Here is a 22,323-nt window from a genome sequence, read left to right as displayed (position 1 = left end):
GCACGCCGCATATGCCGTCGATCCTGAGGATCCGGTGCCGGTGGGCGGAACGGCGCCGCTGAATGCCGGTTATGGCGGTTTCGCCAAACCCGCAAGTGCGGCTGCCGGGAAAGGTGTTGACGGCCCGCCTTGCAGGCGGGTCAGGACGTCCATCTCTTCAGGGCATTGCGAGTCCGCCGCTCGTTCGTCGGCAGGTCTGACCTGCGCGAAACAATCGACGTTCGCCCCATCGGGCGGACCCACAAGGCATCCAGTCGAACAGGCGTTGCTATGGGCAACAGCGCGAGGACGTCATTTAAAGGAGCGGTACGAGGCGACTTCCCGGCCGCCGCGCTCCTTGGTTCCGCCGCGCGCAACGCCTTGCTTCCCTCTCTTTCAAAGAACAACCAGGCGACCGTTCCCTTGCGCCTGCCCCAGGGCCTCGATGCGGGTCAGGGCGGGCTGGAGGTCGTGGAGATCCCAGTCAATGGCAAACAAAATGCTCATCGACGCCGCCCACCCGGAAGAAACCCGGGTGGTTGTGGTGCGCGGCAATCGTGTTGAAGAATTCGATTTCGAAGCGGCAAACAGGAAGCAGTTACGCGGCAATATCTACCTGGCACGGGTAACCCGTGTCGAACCGTCCCTTCAGGCGGCTTTCGTCGAATACGGCGGCAACCGCCACGGCTTCCTCGCTTTCAGCGAAATCCATCCCGACTACTACCAGATTCCCGTCGCCGATCGTCAGGCGCTGCTTGAGGAAGAAGACGCCGAGGAGCATCACGCCGAGGAGGCGGCCGACGACGCGGCCGAGAAGCGCAAGGCCGCCAGGCGGGAAGAGGCCAGGGCCGAGGGCGAGGATGAGATCGACGAGGTTGAGTCCGTCGGCGCCGAGGATGCGCTGGAGGAACTGCCGCAGCGTGTGCGCAAAACGCGCCGCCAGTACAAGATCCAGGAAGTGATCAAGCGCCGCCAGGTGCTGCTCGTCCAGGTCGTGAAGGAGGAGCGCGGCAGCAAGGGCGCTGCGCTGACCACCTATCTTTCGCTTGCGGGACGCTATTCGGTGCTGATGCCCAATACCGGGCGCGGCGGCGGTATTTCGCGCAAGATCACCAACCCGGCGGACCGCAAGCGGCTGAAGAAGATCGCTTCCGAGCTGGAAGTCCCGCACGGAATGGGCGTTATCCTGCGCACGGCCGGTGCCAGCCGCACCAAGGCCGAGATCAAGCGCGATTTCGAATACCTGATGCGCCTTTGGGAGAATGTGCGGGACCTGACGCTGAAGTCGACCGCCCCCTGCCTCGTCTATGAGGAAGGTTCGCTGATCAAGCGCTCGATCCGCGATCTCTACAACAAGGACATCGACGAGGTTCTGGTCTCCGGCGAGGAAGGCTACCGCGAGGCGAAGGACTTCATGCGCATGCTCATGCCGAGCCATGCCAAGAACGTCCAGCCCTATCGCGAGGCGACGCCCGTCTTCACGCGCTTCGGCGTGGAAGCGCAGCTCGACGCGATGTTCTCGCCCAAGGTGACACTGAAATCCGGCGGCTACATCGTCATCAACCAGACCGAGGCGCTGGTTTCCATCGACGTCAACTCGGGCAAGTCGACGCGCGAGCACAATATCGAGGACACCGCCCTCCAGACCAATCTGGAGGCGGCGGAAGAAGTCACCCGCCAGTTGCGCCTGCGCGACCTGGCCGGCCTGATCGTCATCGACTTCATCGACATGGAGGAGAACAAGAACAACCGGTCGGTCGAAAGGCGGATGAAAGACTGCCTGAAGAACGACCGCGCCCGCATCCAGGTTGGCCGGATTTCCCATTTCGGCCTGCTGGAGATGTCGCGTCAGCGCATCCGCACGGGCGTTCTTGAAAGCTCGACGACGGTCTGCCCGCATTGCCACGGCTCCGGCATCATCCGCTCCGTGGAGTCGGTTGCGCTGCACGTCCTGCGCTCGCTGGAGGACCAGCTTCTGAAGGGCGTCACGCACGATCTCATCGTCCGCACTCCGGCGGAGGTGGCGCTATACATCCTGAACCAGAAGCGCGGTCACCTGGTCGACCTGGAAGCCCGCTTCCAGCTTCAGATCGCCGTCGTCGCCGATGCGATGGTCAACGGCCAGCACTATGTTCTGGAACGCGGCGAACCGATCCTGCGCGACCCGGCGGCGCCCGTCATTGCGCCGATCGTGCAGCCGGATACCGTTCAGCCGATCGTCGAAGAAGAGCCCGAAGAACCTTTCGTGGCCGAAGCGGAGGCGGAAGACGAGGGTGGCCGCAAGCGCCGCAGGCGCCGCAGGCGCCGCAAGCCCGGCCAGAATGGCGAGTCCGAGGCCGCCCAGGCGCAGGATGCCGCCGATGGCGAGGCTGATGAAGGTGAGGACGGCGACGAAGCCCAGGCAGCCTCCATCGACGCCGAGGAATCTTCCGAGGATGACGACCGCAAGCGCAAGCGCCGTCGCGGCCGCCGTGGCGGTCGTCGTGGCCGCCGTGGAGGCGAACGCGAGGGCGAAGGCGACGAGGGCGCCACTGACGAGCAATCCGCTTCGACCGACGACGATCAGGAAGTGGTTGAAGTAGCGGCGGCCGAAGCTGGCACCGAACCCGCTCCTGTCGCGGAAGAAGCCGTCGTCGCCGAGCGCGTCGAGATCGAAGCGGCCATTGCGGTTGCCAATGATGCGGAAACTGACGCCGAAGCTCCTGCCGAGGCGGCGCAAGCGGAAGAATCGCAGCCGGAACCTGTCGAAGAATCCGAGACCGAGGAAGAGGTTGAGCCCGCCGCCCCTGCCGAACCGGTTCTCGTCAGCGAACGCGTCGTCGAAGGCAATGCCGTCGTGAGCGAAAGCGAAGACGACGGCAAGCCCAAGCGTTCAGGCTGGTGGCAGCGTCGCGGCTTCTTCTGATGGAAACGGCTGACTGAATTGGAAAGGCCGGGCCTCTCGCCCGGCCTTTTTTATTTCAGCCAGTTTTCCATCCGGTCCATCGCCTCGCCCATCTCGTCGTTCCGCCCGGCGAAAGAGAAGCGGATGTAGCGATGGCCGCGCCCGTGGTCGAAATCGGCACCCGGCGTCGCCGCGATCCCCGCCTCCTGCAGCATCCGCGTGGCGAAATCGTGCGAGTCGTTCGAAAAGCGCCGGACGCTGGCATAGACGTAGAAGGCGCCGTCCACCGGCAGCAATTCGTCGAATCCGATAGCCGGCAGCCGCTTCAAAAGCAGGTTCCGATTTGCGGCATAACCGGCCTTCACCGCCTCAAGTTCTTCCCTCGCCTCGAAAGCCGCCGTTGCTGCCACCTGCGACAGGTAGGGCGGGGAGATATAGAGGTTCTGCGCCAGGCGTTCGATTGGTCGCACGAGAACCTCGGGCACCACCATCCAGCCGATCCGCCAGCCGGTCATGCAATAGTATTTGGAGAAGCTGTTGATGACGATGGCGTTTTGCGTGTGGCGCAGCGCCGTCTCTTGCCGTCCGGCATAGACGAGACCGTGATAGATCTCGTCGGAGACGAACCACAGGCCCAGATCCTCGCAGGCGGCAATCAACGCCTGCAGCGTTTCCGGTGTCATCATCGTGCCGGTCGGATTGGCGGGACTGGCCACCAGCACGCCCTTCAGCGGCTTTTCGCGATGCGCGCGCTCGATATGCTCCGCCGTGAGTGCCCAGCGGGTTTCCGGTCCCACTTCGATTTCCACCGGCTCAAGCCCGAGCGCCTTGAGGATGTTGCGGTAAGCCGGATAACCGGGCGCTGTCAGTGCGATCCGGTCGCCGGGATCGAAGGCGGCGAGGAAGGCGAGATTGAACCCGGCGGAGGACCCGGTCGTCGCCACGACGCGCGACACCGGAACGTCCTGGCCGTAAGTCAGCCGATAGTGGTTGGCGATCGCCGATCTCAGTCCGGGTATGCCGCAGGCTTCCGTATAGCCGAAGCGGCCATGGACAAGAGCTTCCCTCGCCGCGTCGAGCGCCCGTTTGGGCGCCGGGGCGCCCGGCTGGCCGACTTCCATGTGGATCACGCGGCCGCCATCCGCTTCCCGCCTGTTTGCGGCCGCCATGACGTCCATGGCAATGAAGGCATCCACCGCGCTGCGCCGCGAAGGCTGAAGAAGTGCCGTCTGCTGTCTCTGTTCCTTGTCCAAGATCGTGTCGCCCATTCCTGCTGCAAATGTTCCGATCGCGCCCGCCGCCACCATGCCGCCGCATTCACACTGTGTGAGTTGACCGTCCCTTGCGGCATGCCTACCTTCGCCGGCACGAGACGTTCACAGGCAGGCACATGGCTCAAAGTCCCCTATCGCAGACTTCCTCTCCGATAAAGCGCTCATTCGGCAAGGCCGTGTCGCGATTTGTCTCCGTTGCCGCCGCCGCGGCGCTGCTGTCGACCTCCGTCATCGCCCCCGCGACAGCCCAGCGAGGGAAGCTGCCGCTGGTGCGCGACGCGGAAACCGAGGATTTGCTGCGCGACTATGCCAAGCCGATCTTCGCCGCCGCTGGCGTTCCGAGCGCCCAGGTCGACATCATTCTGGTGAACGACAAGGGCTTCAATGCCTTCGTTCCCGACGCGCGACGCATGTTCATCAATCTCGGGGTCATCCTCGATGCGGAAACGCCGGGCGAAGTGATCGGCGTCATCGCCCATGAGACCGGCCACATTGCCGGCAACCATCTCGCCCGCCTCCGCCAGGCCGCCTCGCAGGCGCAGATCATCGCCGTCATCGGCGCGATCCTTGGTGCCGGTGCAATTGCGGCGGGCGCCTCGTCCGGCTCGGTCGACGTATCGCGGGGCGGCGCCGGTCTGGCGACCGCAGGCGCGGGCTTCGGCAAGCGCAGCCTGCTGTCTTACCAGCGCAGCGAGGAGGCGTCCGCCGACCGCGCCGCCCTCACCTATCTCGAGAAGACCGGCCAGTCGGCCAAGGGCATGCTGAAGACCTTCAGCCGCTTTGCCGACCAGGCGCTTTTTTCCAGCCGCTATGCGGACCCCTACGCACTAAGCCACCCGCTACCGCGCGAGCGCTACAACGCGCTGGAGGAAGTAGCGAAGAAGAGCCGCTATTTCGACAAGTCAGATCCACCCTCCTTGCAGCTGCGTCACGACCTGGTCCGTGCCAAGCTCCTGGCCTATACCAGCCATCCGAGCACGGTGGAGCGGGCCTATCCGCGTTCCGACAAGAGCCTGCCCGCGCAATATGCCCGTGCGGTCGTGGCGTCGCAGACGAAAAGCGGCGACAGGGCCGCCAAGGCGGTCGACGATCTGATCCGCCAGATGCCGAACAACCCCTATTTCTACGAACTGAAGGGGCAGTCGCTGCTTGAATCAGGCAAGCCCCGCGCCGCGATCGACCCGTTCCGCAAGGCGGTCGCATTGCGGCCGAACGAAGGCCAGTTCCTGGTCTGGCTCGGCTTCGCGATGGTCGCCTCCAATGACGCATCGCTCCTGCCGGAAGCTGAACGCATACTCAAGGCGGGCCTGCAGATCGACGCCAACTCGCAGATCGGTTTCTCCCAGCTCGCCATCGCGCTTGCCCGCCAGGGCAAGACGCCGGAGGCCGATCTTGCCACGGCGCAAGGCCTGATGGCCCGTGGAGACTTCCAGGGCGCCAAGCGCTACGCGTCGCGTGCGCAAAAAAATTTGAAGTCGGGAACGAGGCCTTGGCTACAGGCCGATGATATCCTGTCCTATAAACCTCCGAAGCTTTCTCGCTGAAGCAAATCGTTTTCGCCGGCCGGGCATCTTTCGCTCAACCGGCATCGGGAGATCAGGATGACGACATTTTTCCGCCTGGTGGCGCGCGCTCTCACTGCAACCGTGATTGCCGCCATGACGTTCGCGGCTGCTTCGGCCGCCGATTTTTCCGCCACCGACAAGGAAGAGATCGGCAAGGTGGTGCGCGAATATATCCTCCAGCACCCGGAGGTCATTCGCGAAGCGCTGATCGAGCTCGACCGCCGCGACGAGGAAGCGCAGAACAAGGCGCGTTCTGAGGCCGTCAGCAGCGCCGCAGAATATCTCTTCAATTCCAGCCGTCAGGTCGAACTCGGCAATCCGGAAGGCGACGTCACGCTGGTCGAGTTCTTCGATTACAACTGCGGCTACTGCAAGCGCGCCATGGCGGACATCATCCAGCTTCTGGATGAGGACAAGAACCTGCGCGTCGTGCTGAAGGAATTCCCGGTTCTCGGCCAAGGCTCGGTCGAGGCAGCTCGCGTCGCGGTGGCCGTGAAGGAAGTCGCTCCGGAAAAATACATGGATTTCCACAAGGAGCTTCTGGGCGGTCGCGGCCAGGCCAACGAAGCCCGGGCGCTCGACGCTGTCGCCAGGATCGGGCTCGATCAGGAAGAGATCGCAGCCGTGATGAACTCGTCCGGCGAAGTCGCTGCAACCATTGAGGAAGTCTATTCCCTGGCCAATCGCCTGGGCCTCACCGGCACGCCGTCCTTCGTCGTCGGCAACGAGGTGGTGATGGGTGCCGTCGGCTACGACGCGCTGAAGACCAAGATCGCCGCCGTGCGCGATTGCGGCACCACCACCTGTTGAGTGGCGGAAGACCATGTCGACAAACGCCGGATGGGCCTTTTCCTGTCCGGCGTGAATGCCTATAAGGGGCGGATGTGTGAGCGTGGACGCAACGTCCGCGCCGCATCGACGGGGGCCGCCGTTTTGGCGATCGCCTGTATGGGGATCAAATGTCCGCCTCAATCTATATCCTGAACGGACCCAACCTGAACCGGCTCGGCACGCGCGAACCGGCGACATACGGCAAGACGACGCTCGCGGACATCGAGAGCATGTGCCGGGACGTCGGTGAGGATCTGGATCTCGACATAGAATTCCGCCAGTCGAACGTCGAGGGCATCCTCGTCGACTGGATCCAGGAAGCTGGCGACGTGGCGCAGGGCCTGATCATCAACCCGGCCGCCTATACCCATACCTCGGTCGCCATCCACGACGCGATCCGCACGGCCGAGATCCCCACCATCGAAGTCCACCTGTCGAATGTCTTCGCCAGGGAGGCCTTTCGTCACCATTCCTATGTTTCACCCGTCGCACTCGGGGTGATCTGCGGCTTTGGCGCCACCGGCTACCGCCTGGCGCTCGAGGCGCTTTCAACCGTTATCAGACCCTGAGCGGCACCGAGCACCGGACCACAACGACCATGGCAGAAAACAAGAACCAGTTCGATCACGAGCTGATCCGGCAACTCGCAATGCTTCTTGACGAGACCAATCTTTCCGAGATCGAGCTGGAGCGGGACGATTTCCGCATCCGCGTCGCCCGCCAGATCACCATCGAGGCTCCGGTTGCCGCCGCCCCCGTCCGGCCCGCTCAGGCAACCGCGGCTCCCGCAGCGGCTCCTGGTTCCGCGGCCGAAGCTGCCGGCAATCCGGGCGCCGTCTCCTCGCCGATGGTCGGCACCGCCTACCGCTCGCCCGAGCCCGGCGCCCGCGCCTTCGTCGAGGTCGGCGACAACGTCGCCCTGGGCCAGACGATCATGATCATCGAAGCGATGAAGACCATGAACCAGATCCCGGCTCCGCGCGCCGGCAAGATCACGGCGGTACTCGTCGAGGACGGCCAGCCGGTCGAGTATGGCGAACCTCTCGTCGTCATCGAATGACGGGGGGACCGGCAATGTTCTCCAAGATCCTGATCGCCAACCGCGGTGAAATTGCGCTGCGAGTGCTACGTGCCTGCAAGGAACTTGGCATCCAAACGGTCGCTGTTCATTCCACCGCCGATGCGGACGCGATGCATGTGCGGCTGGCGGACGAAAGCGTGTGCGTCGGCCCGCCGCAGGCGCGCGACAGCTACCTCAACATTCCCCAGCTTCTGGCAGCCTGCGAGATCACCGGCGCCGATGCCGTTCATCCCGGCTACGGCTTCCTGTCGGAGAACGCGCGCTTCGCGGAGATCCTGGAAGCGCATGGCGTCACCTTCATCGGCCCGACGGCGGAGCATATCCGCATCATGGGTGACAAGATCGAGGCGAAGCTGACGGCCGAGAAGCTCGGCATTCCGGTCGTGCCCGGCTCCAATGGCGCCGTGAAGCCGACCGACGACGCCCATGCGATCGCGCGCGAGATCGGCTATCCGGTCCTCGTCAAGGCAGCGGCCGGCGGCGGCGGACGCGGCATGAAGGTCGCCCGCAGCGAAGCGGAACTCGATACCGCGCTTTCGACCGCCCGTGCAGAGGCGAAGGCCGCCTTCGGCGACGATGCGCTCTACATGGAGAAATATCTCTCCAAGCCGCGCCATATCGAGATCCAGGTGCTTGGCGACGGCCAGGGCAACGCGATCCATCTCGGCGAGCGAGACTGCTCGCTGCAGCGCCGCCACCAGAAGGTCTGGGAAGAGGCTCCCTCGCCCGCCCTCAACGTGGCACAGCGATCAAAGATCGGCGAAGTCGTCGCCGAGGCCATGCGCAAGCTGAAATATCGCGGCGCCGGCACGGTCGAGTTCCTCTACGAGGACGGCAAGTTCTATTTCATCGAGATGAACACCCGCCTGCAGGTGGAACACCCGGTCACCGAAATGGTCACCGGCATCGATCTGGTGAACGAGCAGATCCGCATCGCGGCCGGCGCCACGCTGTCGATCAAGCAGTCGGACGTCGTCTTCGAGGGGCATGCGATCGAATGCCGCATCAACGCGGAAAACCCGCGAAACTTCACGCCCTCGCCCGGCACGATCACCTATTACCACCCGCCGGGCGGTCTCGGCGTGCGTGTCGATTCAGGCGTTTATCAGGGCTATCGCATCCCGCCCTATTACGACAGCCTCATCGGCAAGCTGATCGTGCATGGCCGCAACCGGGTGGAATGCATGATGCGCTTGCGCCGCTGCCTCGACGAATTCGTCGTCGACGGCATCCAGTCGACTATCCCGCTTTTCCGCGACCTGCTTGCCAGTCAGGACATCGCCAATGGAATGTATGATATTCATTGGCTGGAGAAGTATCTCGATTCGAAGGAGGACTGAGGCCTCCTTTGCCCGATGGCCGGATTATGCATCCGGCCATCGGGACCTGCTCCAGGTTCGAACCAGGGGAGCCTTTGAATGGCTGGCAAGAGCGGCGACGGCGTCCTGGAGATCACACCGCAGGTCCTGCTGAAAGCCTATGCCTGCGGCATCTTCCCGATGGCCGAATCCGCCGAGGATCCCGGCCTTTTCTGGATCGAGCCAGAGCGGCGCGGCATCCTGCCGCTGAACGCGTTCCATATCCCCTCCAGCCTGCGCAAGACCGTTCGCAAAGACGTCTTCGAGATCCGCGTCGACCACGATTTCACCGGCGTGATCGATGGCTGCGCGCGGCCCGCGCCCGGTCGGCGCAAGACCTGGATCAACACGGAGATCCGCCGCCTCTACGGCGCGCTGTTCGACATGGGCTACTGCCATACGGTCGAGGCCTGGAAGGATGGCGAGCTTGTCGGCGGCCTTTACGGCGTCAGCCTCGGCGGCGCGTTCTTCGGCGAGAGCATGTTCGCCGCCGAGCGCGACGCCTCCAAGGTCGCCCTTGTCCATCTCGTCGCGCGGATGATCGCCGGCGGCTTCACCCTGCTCGACACCCAGTTCGTTACCGAGCATCTCGCCCGTTTCGGCGCCGTGGAAGTGCCGAAGCTGCTCTATGGCCTGGACCTGCAGGAAGCCCTGCAGGAGGACGGCGACTTCCTGGCGTTGCCCGATACCGTGTCCGGCGAACACGCACTGTCCATCATCGACGCCTGAAGGCCCTGATCGTCAGCTTCCCGGCCGCCGGAAGGCCTCGCGTTGCCTTGCTGCCTCCGCCCGGACAACACAGTCCTCGACATGGTCGTTGATGAGGCCCATCGCCTGCATGAATGCGTAGACCGTCGTCGGTCCCACGAACTTCCATCCGAGCTTCTTCAGGTCCTTCGACAGTGCCACCGATGCCTGCGACGTGGAGGCGCTTTGCGGCGCGCCGAGGTCTTCCGCGCTGGGTTCGTAGCGCCAGACGAAGGCCGCCAGCGATCCCTCGCGCCTCACCATCTCCTGCGCCCGCTTCGCGTTGTTGATCACCGCTTCGATCTTGCCGCGATGGCGCACGATTCCCTCGTCCTTCAACAGGCGCTCGACGTCCGCCTCCGTGAAGCCGGCGACGCGCTTGAAGTCAAAGCCGTGGAACGCTGCGCGAAAGCCCTCGCGCTTGGCAAGGATCGTCCGCCAGCTCAGCCCGGACTGGAAGCTTTCCAGACAAAGCTTCTCGAACAGGCGGCAGTCGTCGGCGACCGGAAAGCCCCATTCTGTGTCATGATAGGCCAGGAATTCCGGCGCGGCGCCGCACCAGCGGCAACGCGGCTTTCCGTCCAGCCCCTCGATCGTCCTGCTCATGCCTTCTGCTTCTCCGATCCTTGAGCCGGCAGGCCGCCTCCCCATTCGCGCGCCACGCCATCCAGCTCCGCCTTTGCCCGCGCCAATGCGGCCTCGTGCGCGGCCCGATCGGCGAATTGCAGAGGCTGCGCGTCAACGAACTCCGGCGCCGATACGCCGATAAAGCCGAAGGCCGCACGCAGCGCGGGCGTCAGCGCATCCATGTGCGCCATGGGTCCTCCCGCGCGCAAATCCGCGCCCCGGCTGGTGATGAACAGCACCCTGTGCCGGCCAAAACGCCCCACAGGCCGCCCATCCTCGTTGAACGTATAGGTAACTCCCACGCGTACAAGATTGTCGACGAAGGCCTTGAACGCCGCCGGCATGGAGAAATTGTGCATGGGCATGGCCATCACCAGCGCATTGGCATCCAGTGCCCGTTCGCAAAGCCGGTCGGAAGCGGCCAGTTCGACGTTCATCTCGTCGGTACGTTCCGGCGGCGGCGTGTAGATGGCGCGGGTGAACAAGCCCGAAGGCGGGGACAGCGGCTCCGCTGCGACATCCAGATAATCGATCTCAAGATCCGGAACGCGCTCGCCGAGCCGATCCACGAAATAGCGGGACAACGCGCGCGAATTCGAATGCTCGCCCTTGGGGCTGGAATCGACATGCAACAATTTCATGAAATCGCTCCTGCAAAAACAGAACTGGGAAATCCGGCGGAGCAGGACGCCCCGCCGGGTTCGTTACCGCCGTCAGCTTCCGCGCTTGACCGGAATGGCGACGGGGCGGATCGGCGAGCCGCTCGCGCCGCGCAGCTTCAGCGGCGAGGTGATGAAGGCGAATTCATAGACCTCGTTCCTGGCGAGCTCCTCCAGCCACAGAAGCTCGATGAAGGAGACGCCCTTTTCCGCCAGCAGGTAGGAATGCACCGGCGCGAAGTTCTCGCGGTTGGTGGAGGGGAAGCTCTCAAGGCCCAGATTGTCGGCGCCGAGCACCATCGACTTCTGCTCCTCGGCCAGCCACTCCGCCGCTTCGAGGCTCAGGCCCGACTGGGTGAAGAGCGTGAGCTTCGACTTGTCCGGCCACGCGCTCATCTGCCCGGTGCGCACCAGCACCACGTCGCCCTCGGAAAGCGTCGTAGCCTGCCTGGCCAGCGCTTCCTTAAGGTCGTCGACCGTGATCGCATAGGAGGCCGGCAGGATGTCGACGCCCTTGGCCTTCGCCACGTCGATCAGCACGCCTCGCGCCACGATCGGCGGATATTTCTCCGCGCCGGACTTCGACCAGCCGCGCACGCCGAGCGCCTCATTGGCGCTGACGCCGTTGAACAGCTTGCCGTGCAGGCCGAAATGGCTGAGCGTGTCGATATGCGTGCCCGTGTGGGTGTTCATCGAGATCGCCTCGCTGGAATGCGACAGCAATTCGCCGCTGCCGTCGCCGCGCGCCGGAGCGTGGATCATCCACATCTGATAGGTCGGATCGCCGAAGGCAGCGCTGCAGCAATCCGGCATGCCGACGAACAGGTCTACGCCGAGATCGTAGACCTTGCCCGTCTCGATCCGCTGCAGGATCTCCTGCCGCGAGGCATCGGTCATCATGTTGAGCGTGCCGATTTCATCCTGCGGACCCCACGGGCTCTTGCCCGCCTTGTCGCCGCCGGCAAGAGCCGGGGAACTGGCCAGCATCGCGGCAAGCGCCGCGGCCGCGCCAAGCTTAGCCGTCTGCGTCATCAAGCGTTTCATCAGTGACTTTCCTTTTCCGGTTGGAAGCACATCCCGGCGCCGACACGCGGCAAAGCGAAACCGTTCGCGGAAGGCGTGGCCTTCAGCGTTGCGGCAACCGGTAATGTTCGGGGTGGTTTGCGGTTAGCCGATCAGGAAACTCAGCCGCTCATCGGCCCGCGACGCGGTGATCTCCAGGATTTCCGGCGTCACGATCCCCTCCGCGACGAAGGGGTCTTCGGCGACGAAAGCCTCCAGATCCGCGCGCGTGGCACCGTGCGCGACGAGGGCCCCGCCGAGATTGGGCTGCAGGCTGCCCATCAGCACGAAGGTGCCGGCTTCGAATCCGCGCTGGATCCAGGCCTTGTGGCCGTCCATGAATTTGCCGGCGCGGGCCTTGTTTTCGGTGAATTTCAGCAGCACGACAAACATCTCTGTGGTCCCTTTCTGATCATTTCCATGGGGTTGGTGCAGGCAAAAGGCTGCCCTTCGCGCCGCCCAGGGGCGGCACGCTGCATGCGGCCGAATGCCGAAACGATAAGTCTGGCTGTGTCGGAGCCGGGCCTTACATGGCCGCCGTCTCCCGCTTGCTCGCGCCTGCCGCGCAGTCCTTCAGCCAGGCGTACATGCTCTCAAGCTCGCGGGCGATGAAGGCGTCGTCCTGATAGGCGTTGGCGAGCGTCGCCGCTCCTTGGCTGCGGGCCAGCAGATGCATCGCCAGTTCGTCGGCATCGTCTTCCCGGCCAAGGGCCGCGAACTGCCGGCGCAGCCAGGTGCGGAACAGGGTGAAGAGCCTGTTCGCCTCGCCCTGCGCGGCGTGGTTCAGCTTGGCAAGCTCGCTCGTCAGCGTGCCGATCGGGCAGCCGTAGCGTTTGATCTTCTCGCCGTTGACGATCAGGATGTCGATGAAGCGGCGGATACGCTCCTCCGGGCTTGCGCCCTCGATCTCCCAGCGCTCCATCATCGACTGCCGGTCGACGATCCGCTTCTCGATCACCGCGTCCAGGATCTCGTCCTTGGACTTGAAATGGTGATAGAAATTGCCGCGCGAGATCCCCACCACAGTGGCGATATCGGCGAAGGACGTGTGCTCGAATCCCTGCCGGTAGAACAGGTCGTCCGCCGCCTCGACGATCTCCGCGCGCGTCGTCTTCGTGCTCATCTATCCTCTTCCCGATTGGGCCCATGCTGCAAGGTCTGGGACACATGTCCTAGTTCCAGGAAAATAGGACAAGCGTCCCAGAGTGTCAAGCGCGCGGAAAATTTGAGAAAGCCGCCGTTATCGCATCAATCGATACCGACCCAGATGTAGCCGTCTTCCTCGCGGCAGGGCAGAAGGTTGAGCGGCGACCGGTTCTTGGAGATATCGCCGAGCTTCTCCATGCCTTCGGAAACCCCTTCCGCGCTGAGGCTTTCGCACCAATGCACGATCTCGCCGGTCGCAAGATCGAAGCCGCTGTGGTGCCAGCGGCACAACAGGACGCCCTTGTCGTCGACGTGGCTTTCCGGCGGCGCCAGCCCGCTGGTGCTGGGGTTTTGTTCGAAGAACGGCAGCTTCAGGTGCGGACAGGCGTTGTTGAAGGCATAGAGGTGCTCGCTGTCGCGCAGGATCGCGACGTAGAATTCCGGAAACTCCACCACCTTGTGTTCACCGACGGCCAACTCGTTCGTGCGCATCGCCTTGCGCCATGTCTTGCCGTCAAGGCGCATGGCCTCGCGCTCGACCGTTTCGTTCAGCCGCCGTTCGGCCTCGTCCTTCAGCTTCCTGACTTCGTAGAGCGTGATGCGGTCCAAGGTGCCGCGCAGGCGCACGCGGATGAAGTCGGCGATCTCGACATCCTCCTTCACCGCTTCGTAGAGAGGCTCGGAGATCAGAAGCCGCGTGCCGGCCTCCTTGTTAGCGTTTTCGATGCGGCTTGCGATGTTCACCGCGTCGCCGATCGCCGTCAGACGCTCGCTGCCGGGCGAGCCGACCGAGCCGATCACCGCGTCGCCAAGATGCAGGCCGATACGGATATCGAACTCGATGCCGTACATGGTGGCGTAGAAAGGCTTCAGCCGGTCGACGGCGGCAAGCGTCTGCAGCGAGGCGTTGACCGAGCGCAGCGCCGCGTCTTCCTGGCCCTTGACGCCGAAGATCGCCATCATGCCGTCGCCGACGAACTTGTCGATATAGCCGTCGTTGCGTTCCACGATCTCGCCAGCCTGCGCGAAATAGCGGTTGAGCAGGTACATGAGGTCATAGGGCGTCAGCGCTTCGGAAAAGCTGGTGAAGCCCGAAACGTCGCTGAAGAACAGGACGACCGAGCGCATTTCCCCCGCCCCCATGGCGCCATGCCGCAGAAGCTGGTTCGCCATGCGCAGGTCCGTCTCGTCCAGCACGAGGCGGCGGAAGGTAAGATCGGCGGTCGGGCGGAGCTGGCAGGCAAGGCGCACATTGGCGCTCAGCCGAAGCCGCTCGGCCATGGCTCTTTCCAGCGCGTTGCGCTCCGGACAGTCCGCTGCCCCCTCCAGCACCCATATGCGGCAGGTGGAACATTTCGCCTTGCCGCCGCAGGCGCAGGCAATGTGGATGCCATGGCTGCGCAAGACATCGAGCACGGTTTCGCCGGGCTCGAAATCGACCCTCATTTCGTCGGGCAGCGAAAGCAGCGTCGGCATCGTCCCTGCTCTCTTTCTTGCGTCGGGCACTCCCGGTCTATCGCACGCGCGGCGTTTAAGGGCATGGACCATGCCGACGCTTCCGGCAGCGGTTCGCCGCTTGCTTCGCCGAACCGCCAGATTGAGCCTCGCACAGCGCCCGGATCTTTTCGTTTCGCGCCCATCAGATTAGCGGAGAGAACTATGAAGCGCTATCGGGCAGAGAGATATGGCGGTGTGAGAGGACCGCGAGCGACGCGCCTCGAAACGCAGACGGCACGCCTAAGGACCTATGTCCTAGGTCGGGAATTAGTACGCGCACCCGAGAGCGCCGAGATTGGATGGAGCGCGGAATGAAGCTTCACGGGGACCACGGAATTGGTCGCCAGTCTGCCAGAATGGGCATCGACACTCGCATGCTTCTCCACCCGCCGCATTGACAATCATGGCTGGATTGCAGAAGCGCCCCTCCCAAGGATTCGGTTCCGGCAATCGAGAACGCGGCTCGAATGGCTACATCCATTCAAATAAAGTTAGTTTGTATTGACATTGTAGATACAAACCCACATATTGTTACGTATGTCAAAGGTACGCACATCATCGGCAAGTACTAGCCCTGCAAACGTGACGATGGCAGAGCGGGTTCCGGCTGCCGATACGAAGGGCAGCATCAATCTGCGCATCGAAACCAGCACCCGCGAACTTATCGACAATGCGGCAGCGGTGCTAGGCAAGACACGCACCGAATTCATGATCGAGAGTGCCAGGCGGCAAGCCATCGACGTGTTGCTTGACCAGCGACTGTTCATGCTCGATGCCGACCGCTTCAACACTTTCATGAATGCGCTCGACAATCCGCCCGCCCCTGGGCCGAAGCTGCGGTCGCTGTTGCGCCGGGCGCCGGCATGGCAGAAATAGGGGATGCTTCGGAGCGCCCAGAACCCCACCTTTCGGCTCCCGTTCCACTGACCTCCGAACATGACCATTCAGGATTTGATTGTGGCGAGCCTGCGCTGAACGAATGGCTGCGCCATCGTGCCTTGAAGAACGAAAGCCGTTTTTCGCGCACCTATGTCGTTTGCGAGGAAAACCGTGTCGCCGCCTACTTCTGTATCTCTGCCGGGGCGGTGGAACGTGCATCCGCTCCCGGCAAGATTCGGCGCAATGCGCCTGATGCAATCCCCGTCTCCGTGATTGGCCGTCTCGCAGTTGATCGCAGCCATTCGGGGAAAGGCCTCGGCGCCGACATTCTCTCGGATGCATTGCGGCGGATCGCCATTGCTTCCCAGAGCATCGGTATCGGAGCTCTTCTGGTCCACGCGAAGGATGATGCGGCAAAGCGCTTTTATCTGCAGTGCGCCGAGTTCATGGAATACCCGGAAGACAGCCGCACGCTGTTTCTGCCCATCGAGACTGTAGTCGCAGCCTTCAGCTAGATAAGAGAAGATATCTGCGGGTGAAGCATCTGGAAGGAAGCAGCGGCTAATCTTGCAGGCATTCCGGCTAGACCCCTCAAAACAGCGGCTTGGGCTGCGGCTTGACCTGCGAGGCGTCGGAGAGCGGTACGCTGCCGGCCAGCGGGTCGGTGTCGTCGCCGGTCGTCACCTCGACCGGGGGACCGGAATAGCCTTCCGGCGGCGGCACGTTGGAGGTGCGGCGGCAATCGGTGAGCCAGACGTCATAGACGGCGTGTTCCACCGCGTGCAGGCCGGGGCTGGCGGCGAACATCCAGCCGGTGAAGATGCGCTTCACCTCGTTGTTCAGCGTGATTTCGTCCACTTCCAGGAAGGCGGTGGTCTGCGGCGCTTCCGTCGGCGGGCGCGTGTAGCAGACATGCGGCGTCACCTGCAGGGCGCCGAACTGCACCGTCTCGCCGATATAGACGTCGAAGGAGATGATGCGGCCGGTGATCTTGTCGAGGCCGGAGAAGACGGCGACCGGATTGGCGATCTTTTCCGCGCTCGCCGGTCCGGCGGCGAGCCCAAGAGCGGTCGCGACAGTCGCAACGCCGAGCATCGCCCTTTTCACGCGCCGCGCGCCAAACGCCAGATCCGCCATTCTCGCCAAAACCTCGCCGCGCATGTATCGCCGGAAGCCCTCTGCATGTTCGCCCGGAGTGGAGCCGATTGAAGCGGATTCGCTTCGCCCGCTCCAGACGATTATTTTCCCGTAGCTGCCCCGCCGCTTAACGGCAGATTGCGGCTGCGAAATGGCCTGAATTCACGCCAGCCCGGCGAGACGCGCCAGCGCTTCGTCCACCTTGGCCCGGCGCGCCGCATAGTCGGCCCGCTTCTCCCGCTCGCCTTCCACCACCTCTTCCGGGGCGTTGTCGACGAACTTCTGGTTGGAGAGCTTCTTGTTGATGCGCGAGATTTCCTCGTCGATCTTGCCGAGTTCCTTGGACAGCCGCGCCCGCTCCGCCGAAAGGTCGATAATGCCGGCCAGCGGCAGGCAGTAGGTGGCCTCGCCGATGACGATCTGGGCCGAGCCCTGCGGCGGCGCATCGGCCAGCGTGATCGTCTCGCAGCGCGCCAGACGCGAGATCAGCGCGCCATGCGTCTCAAGCCGCGTGGCGGTGACGGGCCCGGCACCCGTGATGACGAGCGGCACCTGCGCGCCCGCCGGCACGTTCATCTCCGCCCGAACCGAGCGCACCTGCGTGATCACGTCGACCAGCCAGTTGATTTCCGCCGCCGCGTCCTCGTCGCCGACGATGGCGCCCGGCCAGCGCGTCAGCGCCAGCAGGTTGGCGCGGGGGGCCGCGCCTTCCACGGTACGCGCCCACAATTCCTCCGTCAGGAACGGCATGAAGGGGTGCAGCACCTTCAGGATCTCGTCCAGCACCCAGGCGGCGGTCGCCCGCGTCTCGGCCTTGGCTTCCTCGTCCGCGCCGTTGAAGATCGGCTTGGCGAATTCGAGATACCAGTCGCAATAGGTATTCCAGACGAAGCGGTAGGCCGCGCCCGCCGCCTCGTTGAAGCGGTAGCCTTCCAGCGCCTCGGTGACGGCGGCGCCGCAGCGGCCCGTCTCGGTAACGATCCAGCGGTTCACCGTCTGGCGCACGGTCGCCGGGTTGAAGCGCTCGGGCCGCGTGCCGCCGTTCATCTCCACGAAGCGGGCGGCATTCCACAGCTTGGTCGCGAAGTTGCGGTAACCGGCGACGCGGTTGGTCGCCAGCTTGATGTCGCGGCCCTGCGCCGCCATCGCCGCCAGCGTGAAGCGCAGCGCGTCGGCGCCGAACTCGTCGATCAGCTCCAGGGGGTTGATCACGTTCCCCTTGGACTTCGACATCTTCTGGCCCTTCTCGTCGCGGACCAGCGCGTGGATATAGACCGTCTTGAAGGGCTCGGTCTTCATGTAGTGCAGGCCGAACATCATCATCCGGGCAACCCAGAAGAAGATGATGTCGAAGCCGGTGACGAGCACGCTCGTCGGGTAGTAGTTGGCCAGTTCTTCGGTCTTGTCGGGCCAGCCGAGCGTCGAGAACGGCCACAGCGCGGAGGAGAACCACGTGTCGAGCACGTCCTCGTCGCGGTGGAGCGCGATCCTGTCTCCCTCGCCCGTTTCCCAGCGCCGCAGCGCCTCGCCCATCTCGACCACCTCGACGGGCCTGCCGTATTTCTCTTGCGCCGCCGCGATGGCTTCCGCTTCGCTCTTTTCCACGAACAGGCCGCCATCCGGGCCGTACCAGGCCGGGATCTGGTGCCCCCACCACAACTGGCGGGAAATGCACCAGGGCTGGATGTTTTCCATCCACTCGAAATAGGTCTTTTCCCAAGCCTTCGGCACGAAGGCGGTGCGGCCCTCGCGCACGCTGGCGATCGCCGGCTTTGCGAGCGTCGCCGCGTCGACGTACCACTGGTCGGTGAGATAGGGCTCGATCGGCACGCCGCCCCGGTCACCATGCGGCACCATGTGGACGTGATCCTCGATGCGGTCGAGGCAGCCCGCCTCCTCCATCATCGCCACGACCAGCTTGCGCGCCGCGAAGCGCTCCTTGCCGTCCAGTTCGGCAAGGGTACGCGCGAGTTGCTCGCTCTGCGGCACGCCGGCCAGGAAGTCCTCGTTTTCGGCAAGCGTGACCGTCGCCTCGCGGTCGAGCACGGAGATCATCGCAAGGTTGTGGCGCTTGCCGACCTCAAAGTCGTTGAAGTCATGCGCCGGGGTGATCTTCACCGCGCCCGAGCCCGCTTCCGGGTCGGCATAGTCGTCGCCGACGATCGGGATGCGGCGGCCGACCAGCGGCAGGATGACGTATTTGCCGATCAGGTCCTTGTAGCGCTCGTCCTCCGGGTTCACGGCCACCGCCGTGTCGCCCAGCATCGTCTCGGGCCGCGTCGTGGCGACGACGATATAGTCGCGCGTCTCGAACTCGGTCGGCTTGCCGTCGTCGTCGAAGGCCACCGGCGCCTGGTAGGTCTCGCCCTTCTCCAGCGGATAGCGGAAGTGCCAGAGGTTGCCCTTCACCTCGATCTGCTGCACCTCCAGGTCGGAGATCGCGGTGTGCAGCTTCGGGTCCCAGTTGACGAGGCGCTTGTCCTTGTAGATCAGCCCCTCCTTGAAGAGGGAGACGAAGACGTCCAGCACCGCGCGCGACAGGCCTTCGTCCATGGTGAAGCGCTCGCGCGACCAGTCGCAGGACGCACCCAGCCGCTTGAGCTGGTTGAAGATCATGCCGCCGGATTCGGCCTTCCAGTCCCAGACGCGCTGGACGAAGGCCTCGCGGCCCATGTCGCGGCGACCGGGCTCCTGGCGCTCGGCCAGCTGGCGCTCGACGACCATCTGCGTGGCGATGCCGGCGTGATCCATGCCCGGCTGCCACAGCACGTCGCGCCCGCGCATGCGCTCAAAGCGCACCAGGATGTCCTGCAGCGTGTTGTTGAGCGCGTGGCCCATGTGCAGCGAGCCGGTGACATTGGGCGGCGGAATGACGATCGAATAGGAAGCGGCACCCGGCTCCGCGCCGGCGCCCGCCCTGAAGGCGCCCGCCTGTTCCCAAGCCTCGTAGATCCGCGGCTCGACAGCCGCCGCCTCATATGTCTTGTCGAGCATGAAAGTGGTCTCAAGCCTGCATTCGTGATTGCTTGGGTGTAAATCGGATGCAGGGAGTGAAGTCAACCGCGCCAAACGAAAAAGGGCCGCCCCGCGGGCAGCCCCTTGAGCGAAGGACGATGGCGCCTCAGCGTCCGCGCGAGATGCGCTCGATTTCCTGCCGCACCAGCCGCTCCACCATGGTCGGCAGGTTCTGGTCGAGCCAGGCCTTCAGCATCGGCCGCAGCATTTCCTTCACCAGATCCTCCAGCGTGCGGGCGTTCTTGGTCAGGATCGTGCTGGCCAGGTCGCTGAAGGCGGAATGGACGGCGTTGTCCGTGGTCGGCGAAAGCAGCCGCTCGGCCTCCTCGCTCACCTCGTCGGACACCTGGTCGGCAACCATCGCTGCCAGGTCCATATCCTCGGTCTCGTCCTCCTCTTCGTCCATGGCCACATCGAAGCCGGCCATGTCCGGCTCCTCGTCGGGCTCCACGAAGGCGAGTTCGCTCTCCTGCTTGTCGAAGCCGTTGACCATGTCGAAATCGCCGGCGTCGGCATCGTCGTCCTCGACGGCCAGTTCTTCCGTCAATTCAAGAACGTCGTCGTCCTCTTCGGGCGCCTCGATCTCGATATCGCTGCCGCCGTCGCTGTCGAAGAGCTTGTCGAGGTCGTCCTGCGACATGGAGGCGCCGGCATCCATGTCGGTCTCCTCTTCCACCGCCGGTTCGGCAGGCGGCGCGTCGTCGTCGGAGATGATCCGGCGGATTGACGCCAGGATTTCCTCCATCGAGGGTTCTTGAGCCGATTTCGGATTGGCCATTCTGTCCCCCAGGGCCGGCAACTTCCAACAACAGCGCCCGCGGCCGCATCGGCGCGCGAACGAATCACATGAGCAAAATATACCGTGCGCCGGAAAGCACGGCAAAGCGCGGAAGGAAAAGAATCATGGGGGCCGGTTCAGTCAAGGTGGAATATCTTGCCAGATGGCGGATATTTCGCGCGCTCGCACGCCAGTCCAGCAGGTTTTCCGAACCGTATTCCCCCTTATCTCTGACCGGGTCATGCGGCTGCACGTAGAACGAAGGAAAGGCGCTGCACGAATTCTTGCCCGGACGGGCTGTATTCGTTTACGTCATTTCACCGCTCAAATAGAAAGGGGCGGATGCCTTCCGGCACCCGCCCCGCATTCTTGCTCTCGCTCGACTTGATCCTCAGCGACCGTCCGGCGTGCGGATGCCGTACCAGCTGTTGCGGACCTTGTCGTAATGCTCGCTCGGCTTATAGACCGCCACGCGCAGGCCAATGCTGTCGGCTGTCAGGCGGCCAATGGAGGAGATCAGCAGATAGGCGGCAACCGCGCGGTCGCGCTGCGCGCTGACCAGCAGCACGCGGCTGTTGACCAGCTCGAACTGGGCGTCAAGCACGTCCAGCGTGGTGCGCTGGCCGACCCGCTGTTCCTCGATCACGCCTTCAAGGGCCAACTGGTTGGCCGAAACCGAGGCCTCCGCGGCCGAAATGGAGGCCACCGCCGCCTCATATTGACCCCAGGCCGAAACCACCAGCGCGCGGATGCGGTCGCGGGCGACATCCACCTGCACTTGCGCCTGACCGAGATCCTCCTTTGCCTCGCGTACCCGCGAGGAGACGGAGCCGCCCTGGTAGATCGGGATCGACACGCGGCCAAAGACGCTCGCCGAATCCTGCGAGGTCAGGTTGGAGACGCCCGGAGGGCTCCACTGGCGCTCGATATTTCCCTCAAGCGTCACGGTCGGCAGCAGTTCGCCTTCCGTCGCCTTGACGTTGAAGATCGCGGCATCGACGAGATGCAGCGACGAAAGGATCGCCGGATGCTCATCCGCGCCGATGCGGATCGCCTGATCGACATTCTTCGGCAGGTGGCGATAGATGTCGGTCCTGGCCGAAAGCGCCTTCGGATCAGCACCGATCACCTGCCGGTAGACGGCGCGGCTGGTGTTGACGTTGGCCAGCGCCAGGTTGAGTTCGGCCTGCGCGTCGGCAAGGCGGGCTTCCGCCTGCGAAACATCCGTGCGCGTGCCCTCGCCGACCTCGAAGCGGTCACGCGCCGCGCGCACCTGCTCGTTCAGGAACTGAATGTTGCTGCGCCGCAGCGACACAATCGCCGTGTCGCGAATCACGTCCATATAGGCGCTGGCGGCATCGAACAGCACGTTCTGCTCGGTCGAGCGCAGGCTTTCGCGCTGCGCCAGCACGATCGCCTCCGCCTGCCGGGTGGAGTTTACCGTCCGGAAGCCGCGAAACAGCGCCTGCTGGACGGAAAGGCCGATTGCCGCCGTATTGCGGTAGCGCGACGAGCCCGGATTCGGATTGCTCGAAACGGAGCCGACATCGACATTGCCGAAGATCTGCGGCCGCCAGCCGGACAGTGCCTGCGGAACCGATTCATCGACGGACCTGAGTTCCGCGCGGGCGGCATTTATCGACGGATTGTTGGCATAGGCCGCGCCAAGAGCTTCATTGATCGACTGGGCCTGCGCCGATGGCGCGCCGACACCCGATCCAAGCAGGGGCAGCGCCAGCCCGGCGAGAGCTATAAGCAGTTTTCGGGACACCAAGTTGCACCGCCTCATAAAAGAATTCCACCC

The 22,323-nt window shown here is 64.0% G+C and carries 20 protein-coding genes; 9 read left to right on the top strand and 11 right to left on the bottom strand.

The window, feature by feature from the left end:
* Positions 1 to 466: 466 nt before the first annotated feature.
* Entirely contained in the window at positions 467 to 2,884 is a 2,418-nt protein-coding gene (locus H2509_RS04980) for an Rne/Rng family ribonuclease (RefSeq protein WP_182162917.1), read from the top strand.
* Between the two features lie 50 nt (positions 2,885 to 2,934).
* Here the strand turns inward: H2509_RS04980 and H2509_RS04975 are convergent, their stop codons facing one another.
* On the bottom strand, positions 2,935 to 4,131 hold the full coding sequence (locus H2509_RS04975; RefSeq protein ID WP_182162915.1) for a pyridoxal phosphate-dependent aminotransferase: 1,197 nt from the start codon (positions 4,129 to 4,131) through the stop codon (positions 2,935 to 2,937).
* Positions 4,132 to 4,313: 182 nt separating this feature from the next.
* On the opposite strand from H2509_RS04975, the gene H2509_RS04970 reads away from it, so the two are divergent.
* The 6 genes from H2509_RS04970 (at position 4,314) to aat (ending at position 9,701) form a co-directional block, all read left to right on the top strand.
* Positions 4,314 to 5,681 (top strand): M48 family metalloprotease, encoded by a 1,368-nt coding sequence (locus H2509_RS04970; protein WP_328804986.1) that lies wholly within the window; start codon positions 4,314 to 4,316, stop codon positions 5,679 to 5,681.
* Positions 5,682 to 5,738: 57 nt separating this feature from the next.
* Entirely contained in the window at positions 5,739 to 6,512 is a 774-nt protein-coding gene (locus tag H2509_RS04965) for a DsbA family protein (protein WP_182162911.1), read from the top strand.
* A gap of 149 nt (positions 6,513 to 6,661) precedes the next feature.
* Entirely contained in the window at positions 6,662 to 7,102 is a 441-nt protein-coding gene (gene aroQ / locus H2509_RS04960) for a type II 3-dehydroquinate dehydratase (protein WP_182162909.1), read from the top strand.
* 29 nt (positions 7,103 to 7,131) lie between these two features.
* Positions 7,132 to 7,593 carry an acetyl-CoA carboxylase biotin carboxyl carrier protein gene (gene accB, locus H2509_RS04955; protein ID WP_182162907.1) on the top strand — a complete coding sequence of 154 codons (462 nt, stop codon included), beginning with the start codon at positions 7,132 to 7,134 and terminating at the stop codon, positions 7,591 to 7,593.
* A gap of 14 nt (positions 7,594 to 7,607) precedes the next feature.
* The gene (gene accC / locus H2509_RS04950; protein WP_182162905.1) at positions 7,608 to 8,954 is read left to right on the top strand and encodes an acetyl-CoA carboxylase biotin carboxylase subunit; all 1,347 of its coding nucleotides are present in this window, start codon (positions 7,608 to 7,610) and stop codon (positions 8,952 to 8,954) included.
* A gap of 78 nt (positions 8,955 to 9,032) precedes the next feature.
* Positions 9,033 to 9,701, top strand: a complete 669-nt coding sequence (gene aat, locus H2509_RS04945; RefSeq protein ID WP_182162903.1) for a leucyl/phenylalanyl-tRNA--protein transferase — start codon at positions 9,033 to 9,035, stop codon at positions 9,699 to 9,701.
* 12 nt (positions 9,702 to 9,713) lie between these two features.
* Here aat and H2509_RS04940 read toward each other — a convergent pair whose 3' ends face one another.
* The 6 genes from H2509_RS04940 to H2509_RS04915 form a co-directional block, all read right to left on the bottom strand.
* Positions 9,714 to 10,325 (bottom strand): DNA-3-methyladenine glycosylase I, encoded by a 612-nt coding sequence (locus H2509_RS04940; protein WP_182162901.1) that lies wholly within the window; start codon positions 10,323 to 10,325, stop codon positions 9,714 to 9,716.
* Positions 10,322 to 10,987 (bottom strand): FMN-dependent NADH-azoreductase, encoded by a 666-nt coding sequence (locus tag H2509_RS04935; protein WP_182162899.1) that lies wholly within the window; start codon positions 10,985 to 10,987, stop codon positions 10,322 to 10,324. Before H2509_RS04935 ends, H2509_RS04940 begins: the two co-directional genes overlap by 4 nt.
* A 72-nt stretch (positions 10,988 to 11,059) precedes the next feature.
* A complete protein-coding gene (locus H2509_RS04930) occupies positions 11,060 to 12,049 on the bottom strand; it encodes a cyclase family protein (protein WP_182162897.1) in 990 nt (329 codons plus the stop codon).
* A 123-nt stretch (positions 12,050 to 12,172) separates the two neighbouring features.
* A complete protein-coding gene (locus H2509_RS04925) occupies positions 12,173 to 12,460 on the bottom strand; it encodes a YciI family protein (protein WP_182162895.1) in 288 nt (95 codons plus the stop codon).
* Positions 12,461 to 12,593: 133 nt separating this feature from the next.
* Entirely contained in the window at positions 12,594 to 13,190 is a 597-nt protein-coding gene (locus H2509_RS04920) for a TetR/AcrR family transcriptional regulator (RefSeq protein WP_182162893.1), read from the bottom strand.
* Positions 13,191 to 13,315: 125 nt separating this feature from the next.
* Positions 13,316 to 14,689 carry an adenylate/guanylate cyclase domain-containing protein gene (locus H2509_RS04915; RefSeq protein ID WP_182162891.1) on the bottom strand — a complete coding sequence of 458 codons (1,374 nt, stop codon included), beginning with the start codon at positions 14,687 to 14,689 and terminating at the stop codon, positions 13,316 to 13,318.
* Between the two features lie 609 nt (positions 14,690 to 15,298).
* Between H2509_RS04915 and H2509_RS04910 the strand changes: the two genes are divergently transcribed.
* Positions 15,299 to 15,586, top strand: a complete 288-nt coding sequence (locus tag H2509_RS04910) for a type II toxin-antitoxin system TacA family antitoxin (RefSeq protein ID WP_408022662.1) — start codon at positions 15,299 to 15,301, stop codon at positions 15,584 to 15,586.
* Complete coding sequence (locus tag H2509_RS04905; protein ID WP_182162887.1) at positions 15,574 to 16,104, top strand: GNAT family N-acetyltransferase; 531 nt, start codon at positions 15,574 to 15,576, stop codon at positions 16,102 to 16,104. Before H2509_RS04910 ends, H2509_RS04905 begins: the two co-directional genes overlap by 13 nt.
* Positions 16,105 to 16,180: 76 nt before the next feature.
* Here the strand turns inward: H2509_RS04905 and H2509_RS04900 are convergent, their stop codons facing one another.
* The 4 genes from H2509_RS04900 to H2509_RS04885 all read right to left on the bottom strand — a co-directional run bounded on the left by H2509_RS04900 (position 16,181) and on the right by H2509_RS04885 (position 22,290).
* The gene (locus H2509_RS04900; protein ID WP_209001834.1) at positions 16,181 to 16,684 is read right to left on the bottom strand and encodes a DUF2155 domain-containing protein; all 504 of its coding nucleotides are present in this window, start codon (positions 16,682 to 16,684) and stop codon (positions 16,181 to 16,183) included.
* 204 nt (positions 16,685 to 16,888) lie between these two features.
* Complete coding sequence (locus H2509_RS04895) at positions 16,889 to 19,720, bottom strand: valine--tRNA ligase (RefSeq protein ID WP_182162883.1); 2,832 nt, start codon at positions 19,718 to 19,720, stop codon at positions 16,889 to 16,891.
* A 127-nt stretch (positions 19,721 to 19,847) separates the two neighbouring features.
* Positions 19,848 to 20,519, bottom strand: a complete 672-nt coding sequence (locus tag H2509_RS04890; protein ID WP_182162881.1) for a PopZ family protein — start codon at positions 20,517 to 20,519, stop codon at positions 19,848 to 19,850.
* Positions 20,520 to 20,910: 391 nt separating this feature from the next.
* The gene (locus H2509_RS04885; RefSeq protein ID WP_328804984.1) at positions 20,911 to 22,290 is read right to left on the bottom strand and encodes a TolC family outer membrane protein; all 1,380 of its coding nucleotides are present in this window, start codon (positions 22,288 to 22,290) and stop codon (positions 20,911 to 20,913) included.
* Positions 22,291 to 22,323 lie beyond the last annotated feature (33 nt).

It is taken from the genome of Stappia albiluteola, assembly GCF_014050225.1.
GTDB lineage: Bacteria > Pseudomonadota > Alphaproteobacteria > Rhizobiales > Stappiaceae > Hongsoonwoonella > Hongsoonwoonella albiluteola.
The sequence above is the reverse complement of the archived record's forward strand: the minus strand, read 5'-3'. Positions and strand labels throughout refer to the sequence as shown.

What these genes read in the sequence shown, in the direction of transcription:
- H2509_RS04910 (WP_408022662.1), top strand. Translation starts at nt 15,299, where the DNA reads ATGGCAGAGCGGGTTCCGGCTGCCGATACGAAGGGCAGCATCAATCTG.
- H2509_RS04930 (WP_182162897.1), bottom strand. Translation starts at nt 12,049, where the DNA reads ATGAAACGCTTGATGACGCAGACGGCTAAGCTTGGCGCGGCCGCGGCG.
- aroQ (WP_182162909.1), top strand. Translation starts at nt 6,662, where the DNA reads ATGTCCGCCTCAATCTATATCCTGAACGGACCCAACCTGAACCGGCTC.
- aat (WP_182162903.1), top strand. Translation starts at nt 9,033, where the DNA reads ATGGCTGGCAAGAGCGGCGACGGCGTCCTGGAGATCACACCGCAGGTC.
- H2509_RS04915 (WP_182162891.1), bottom strand. Translation starts at nt 14,689, where the DNA reads ATGCCGACGCTGCTTTCGCTGCCCGACGAAATGAGGGTCGATTTCGAG.
- H2509_RS04940 (WP_182162901.1), bottom strand. Translation starts at nt 10,325, where the DNA reads ATGAGCAGGACGATCGAGGGGCTGGACGGAAAGCCGCGTTGCCGCTGG.
- H2509_RS04935 (WP_182162899.1), bottom strand. Translation starts at nt 10,987, where the DNA reads ATGAAATTGTTGCATGTCGATTCCAGCCCCAAGGGCGAGCATTCGAAT.
- H2509_RS04895 (WP_182162883.1), bottom strand. Translation starts at nt 19,720, where the DNA reads ATGCTCGACAAGACATATGAGGCGGCGGCTGTCGAGCCGCGGATCTAC.
- H2509_RS04905 (WP_182162887.1), top strand. Translation starts at nt 15,574, where the DNA reads ATGGCAGAAATAGGGGATGCTTCGGAGCGCCCAGAACCCCACCTTTCG.
- H2509_RS04890 (WP_182162881.1), bottom strand. Translation starts at nt 20,519, where the DNA reads ATGGCCAATCCGAAATCGGCTCAAGAACCCTCGATGGAGGAAATCCTG.
- H2509_RS04965 (WP_182162911.1), top strand. Translation starts at nt 5,739, where the DNA reads ATGACGACATTTTTCCGCCTGGTGGCGCGCGCTCTCACTGCAACCGTG.
- H2509_RS04975 (WP_182162915.1), bottom strand. Translation starts at nt 4,131, where the DNA reads ATGGGCGACACGATCTTGGACAAGGAACAGAGACAGCAGACGGCACTT.
- H2509_RS04980 (WP_182162917.1), top strand. Translation starts at nt 467, where the DNA reads ATGGCAAACAAAATGCTCATCGACGCCGCCCACCCGGAAGAAACCCGG.
- accC (WP_182162905.1), top strand. Translation starts at nt 7,608, where the DNA reads ATGTTCTCCAAGATCCTGATCGCCAACCGCGGTGAAATTGCGCTGCGA.
- H2509_RS04920 (WP_182162893.1), bottom strand. Translation starts at nt 13,190, where the DNA reads ATGAGCACGAAGACGACGCGCGCGGAGATCGTCGAGGCGGCGGACGAC.
- accB (WP_182162907.1), top strand. Translation starts at nt 7,132, where the DNA reads ATGGCAGAAAACAAGAACCAGTTCGATCACGAGCTGATCCGGCAACTC.
- H2509_RS04925 (WP_182162895.1), bottom strand. Translation starts at nt 12,460, where the DNA reads ATGTTTGTCGTGCTGCTGAAATTCACCGAAAACAAGGCCCGCGCCGGC.
- H2509_RS04900 (WP_209001834.1), bottom strand. Translation starts at nt 16,684, where the DNA reads ATGCTCGGCGTTGCGACTGTCGCGACCGCTCTTGGGCTCGCCGCCGGA.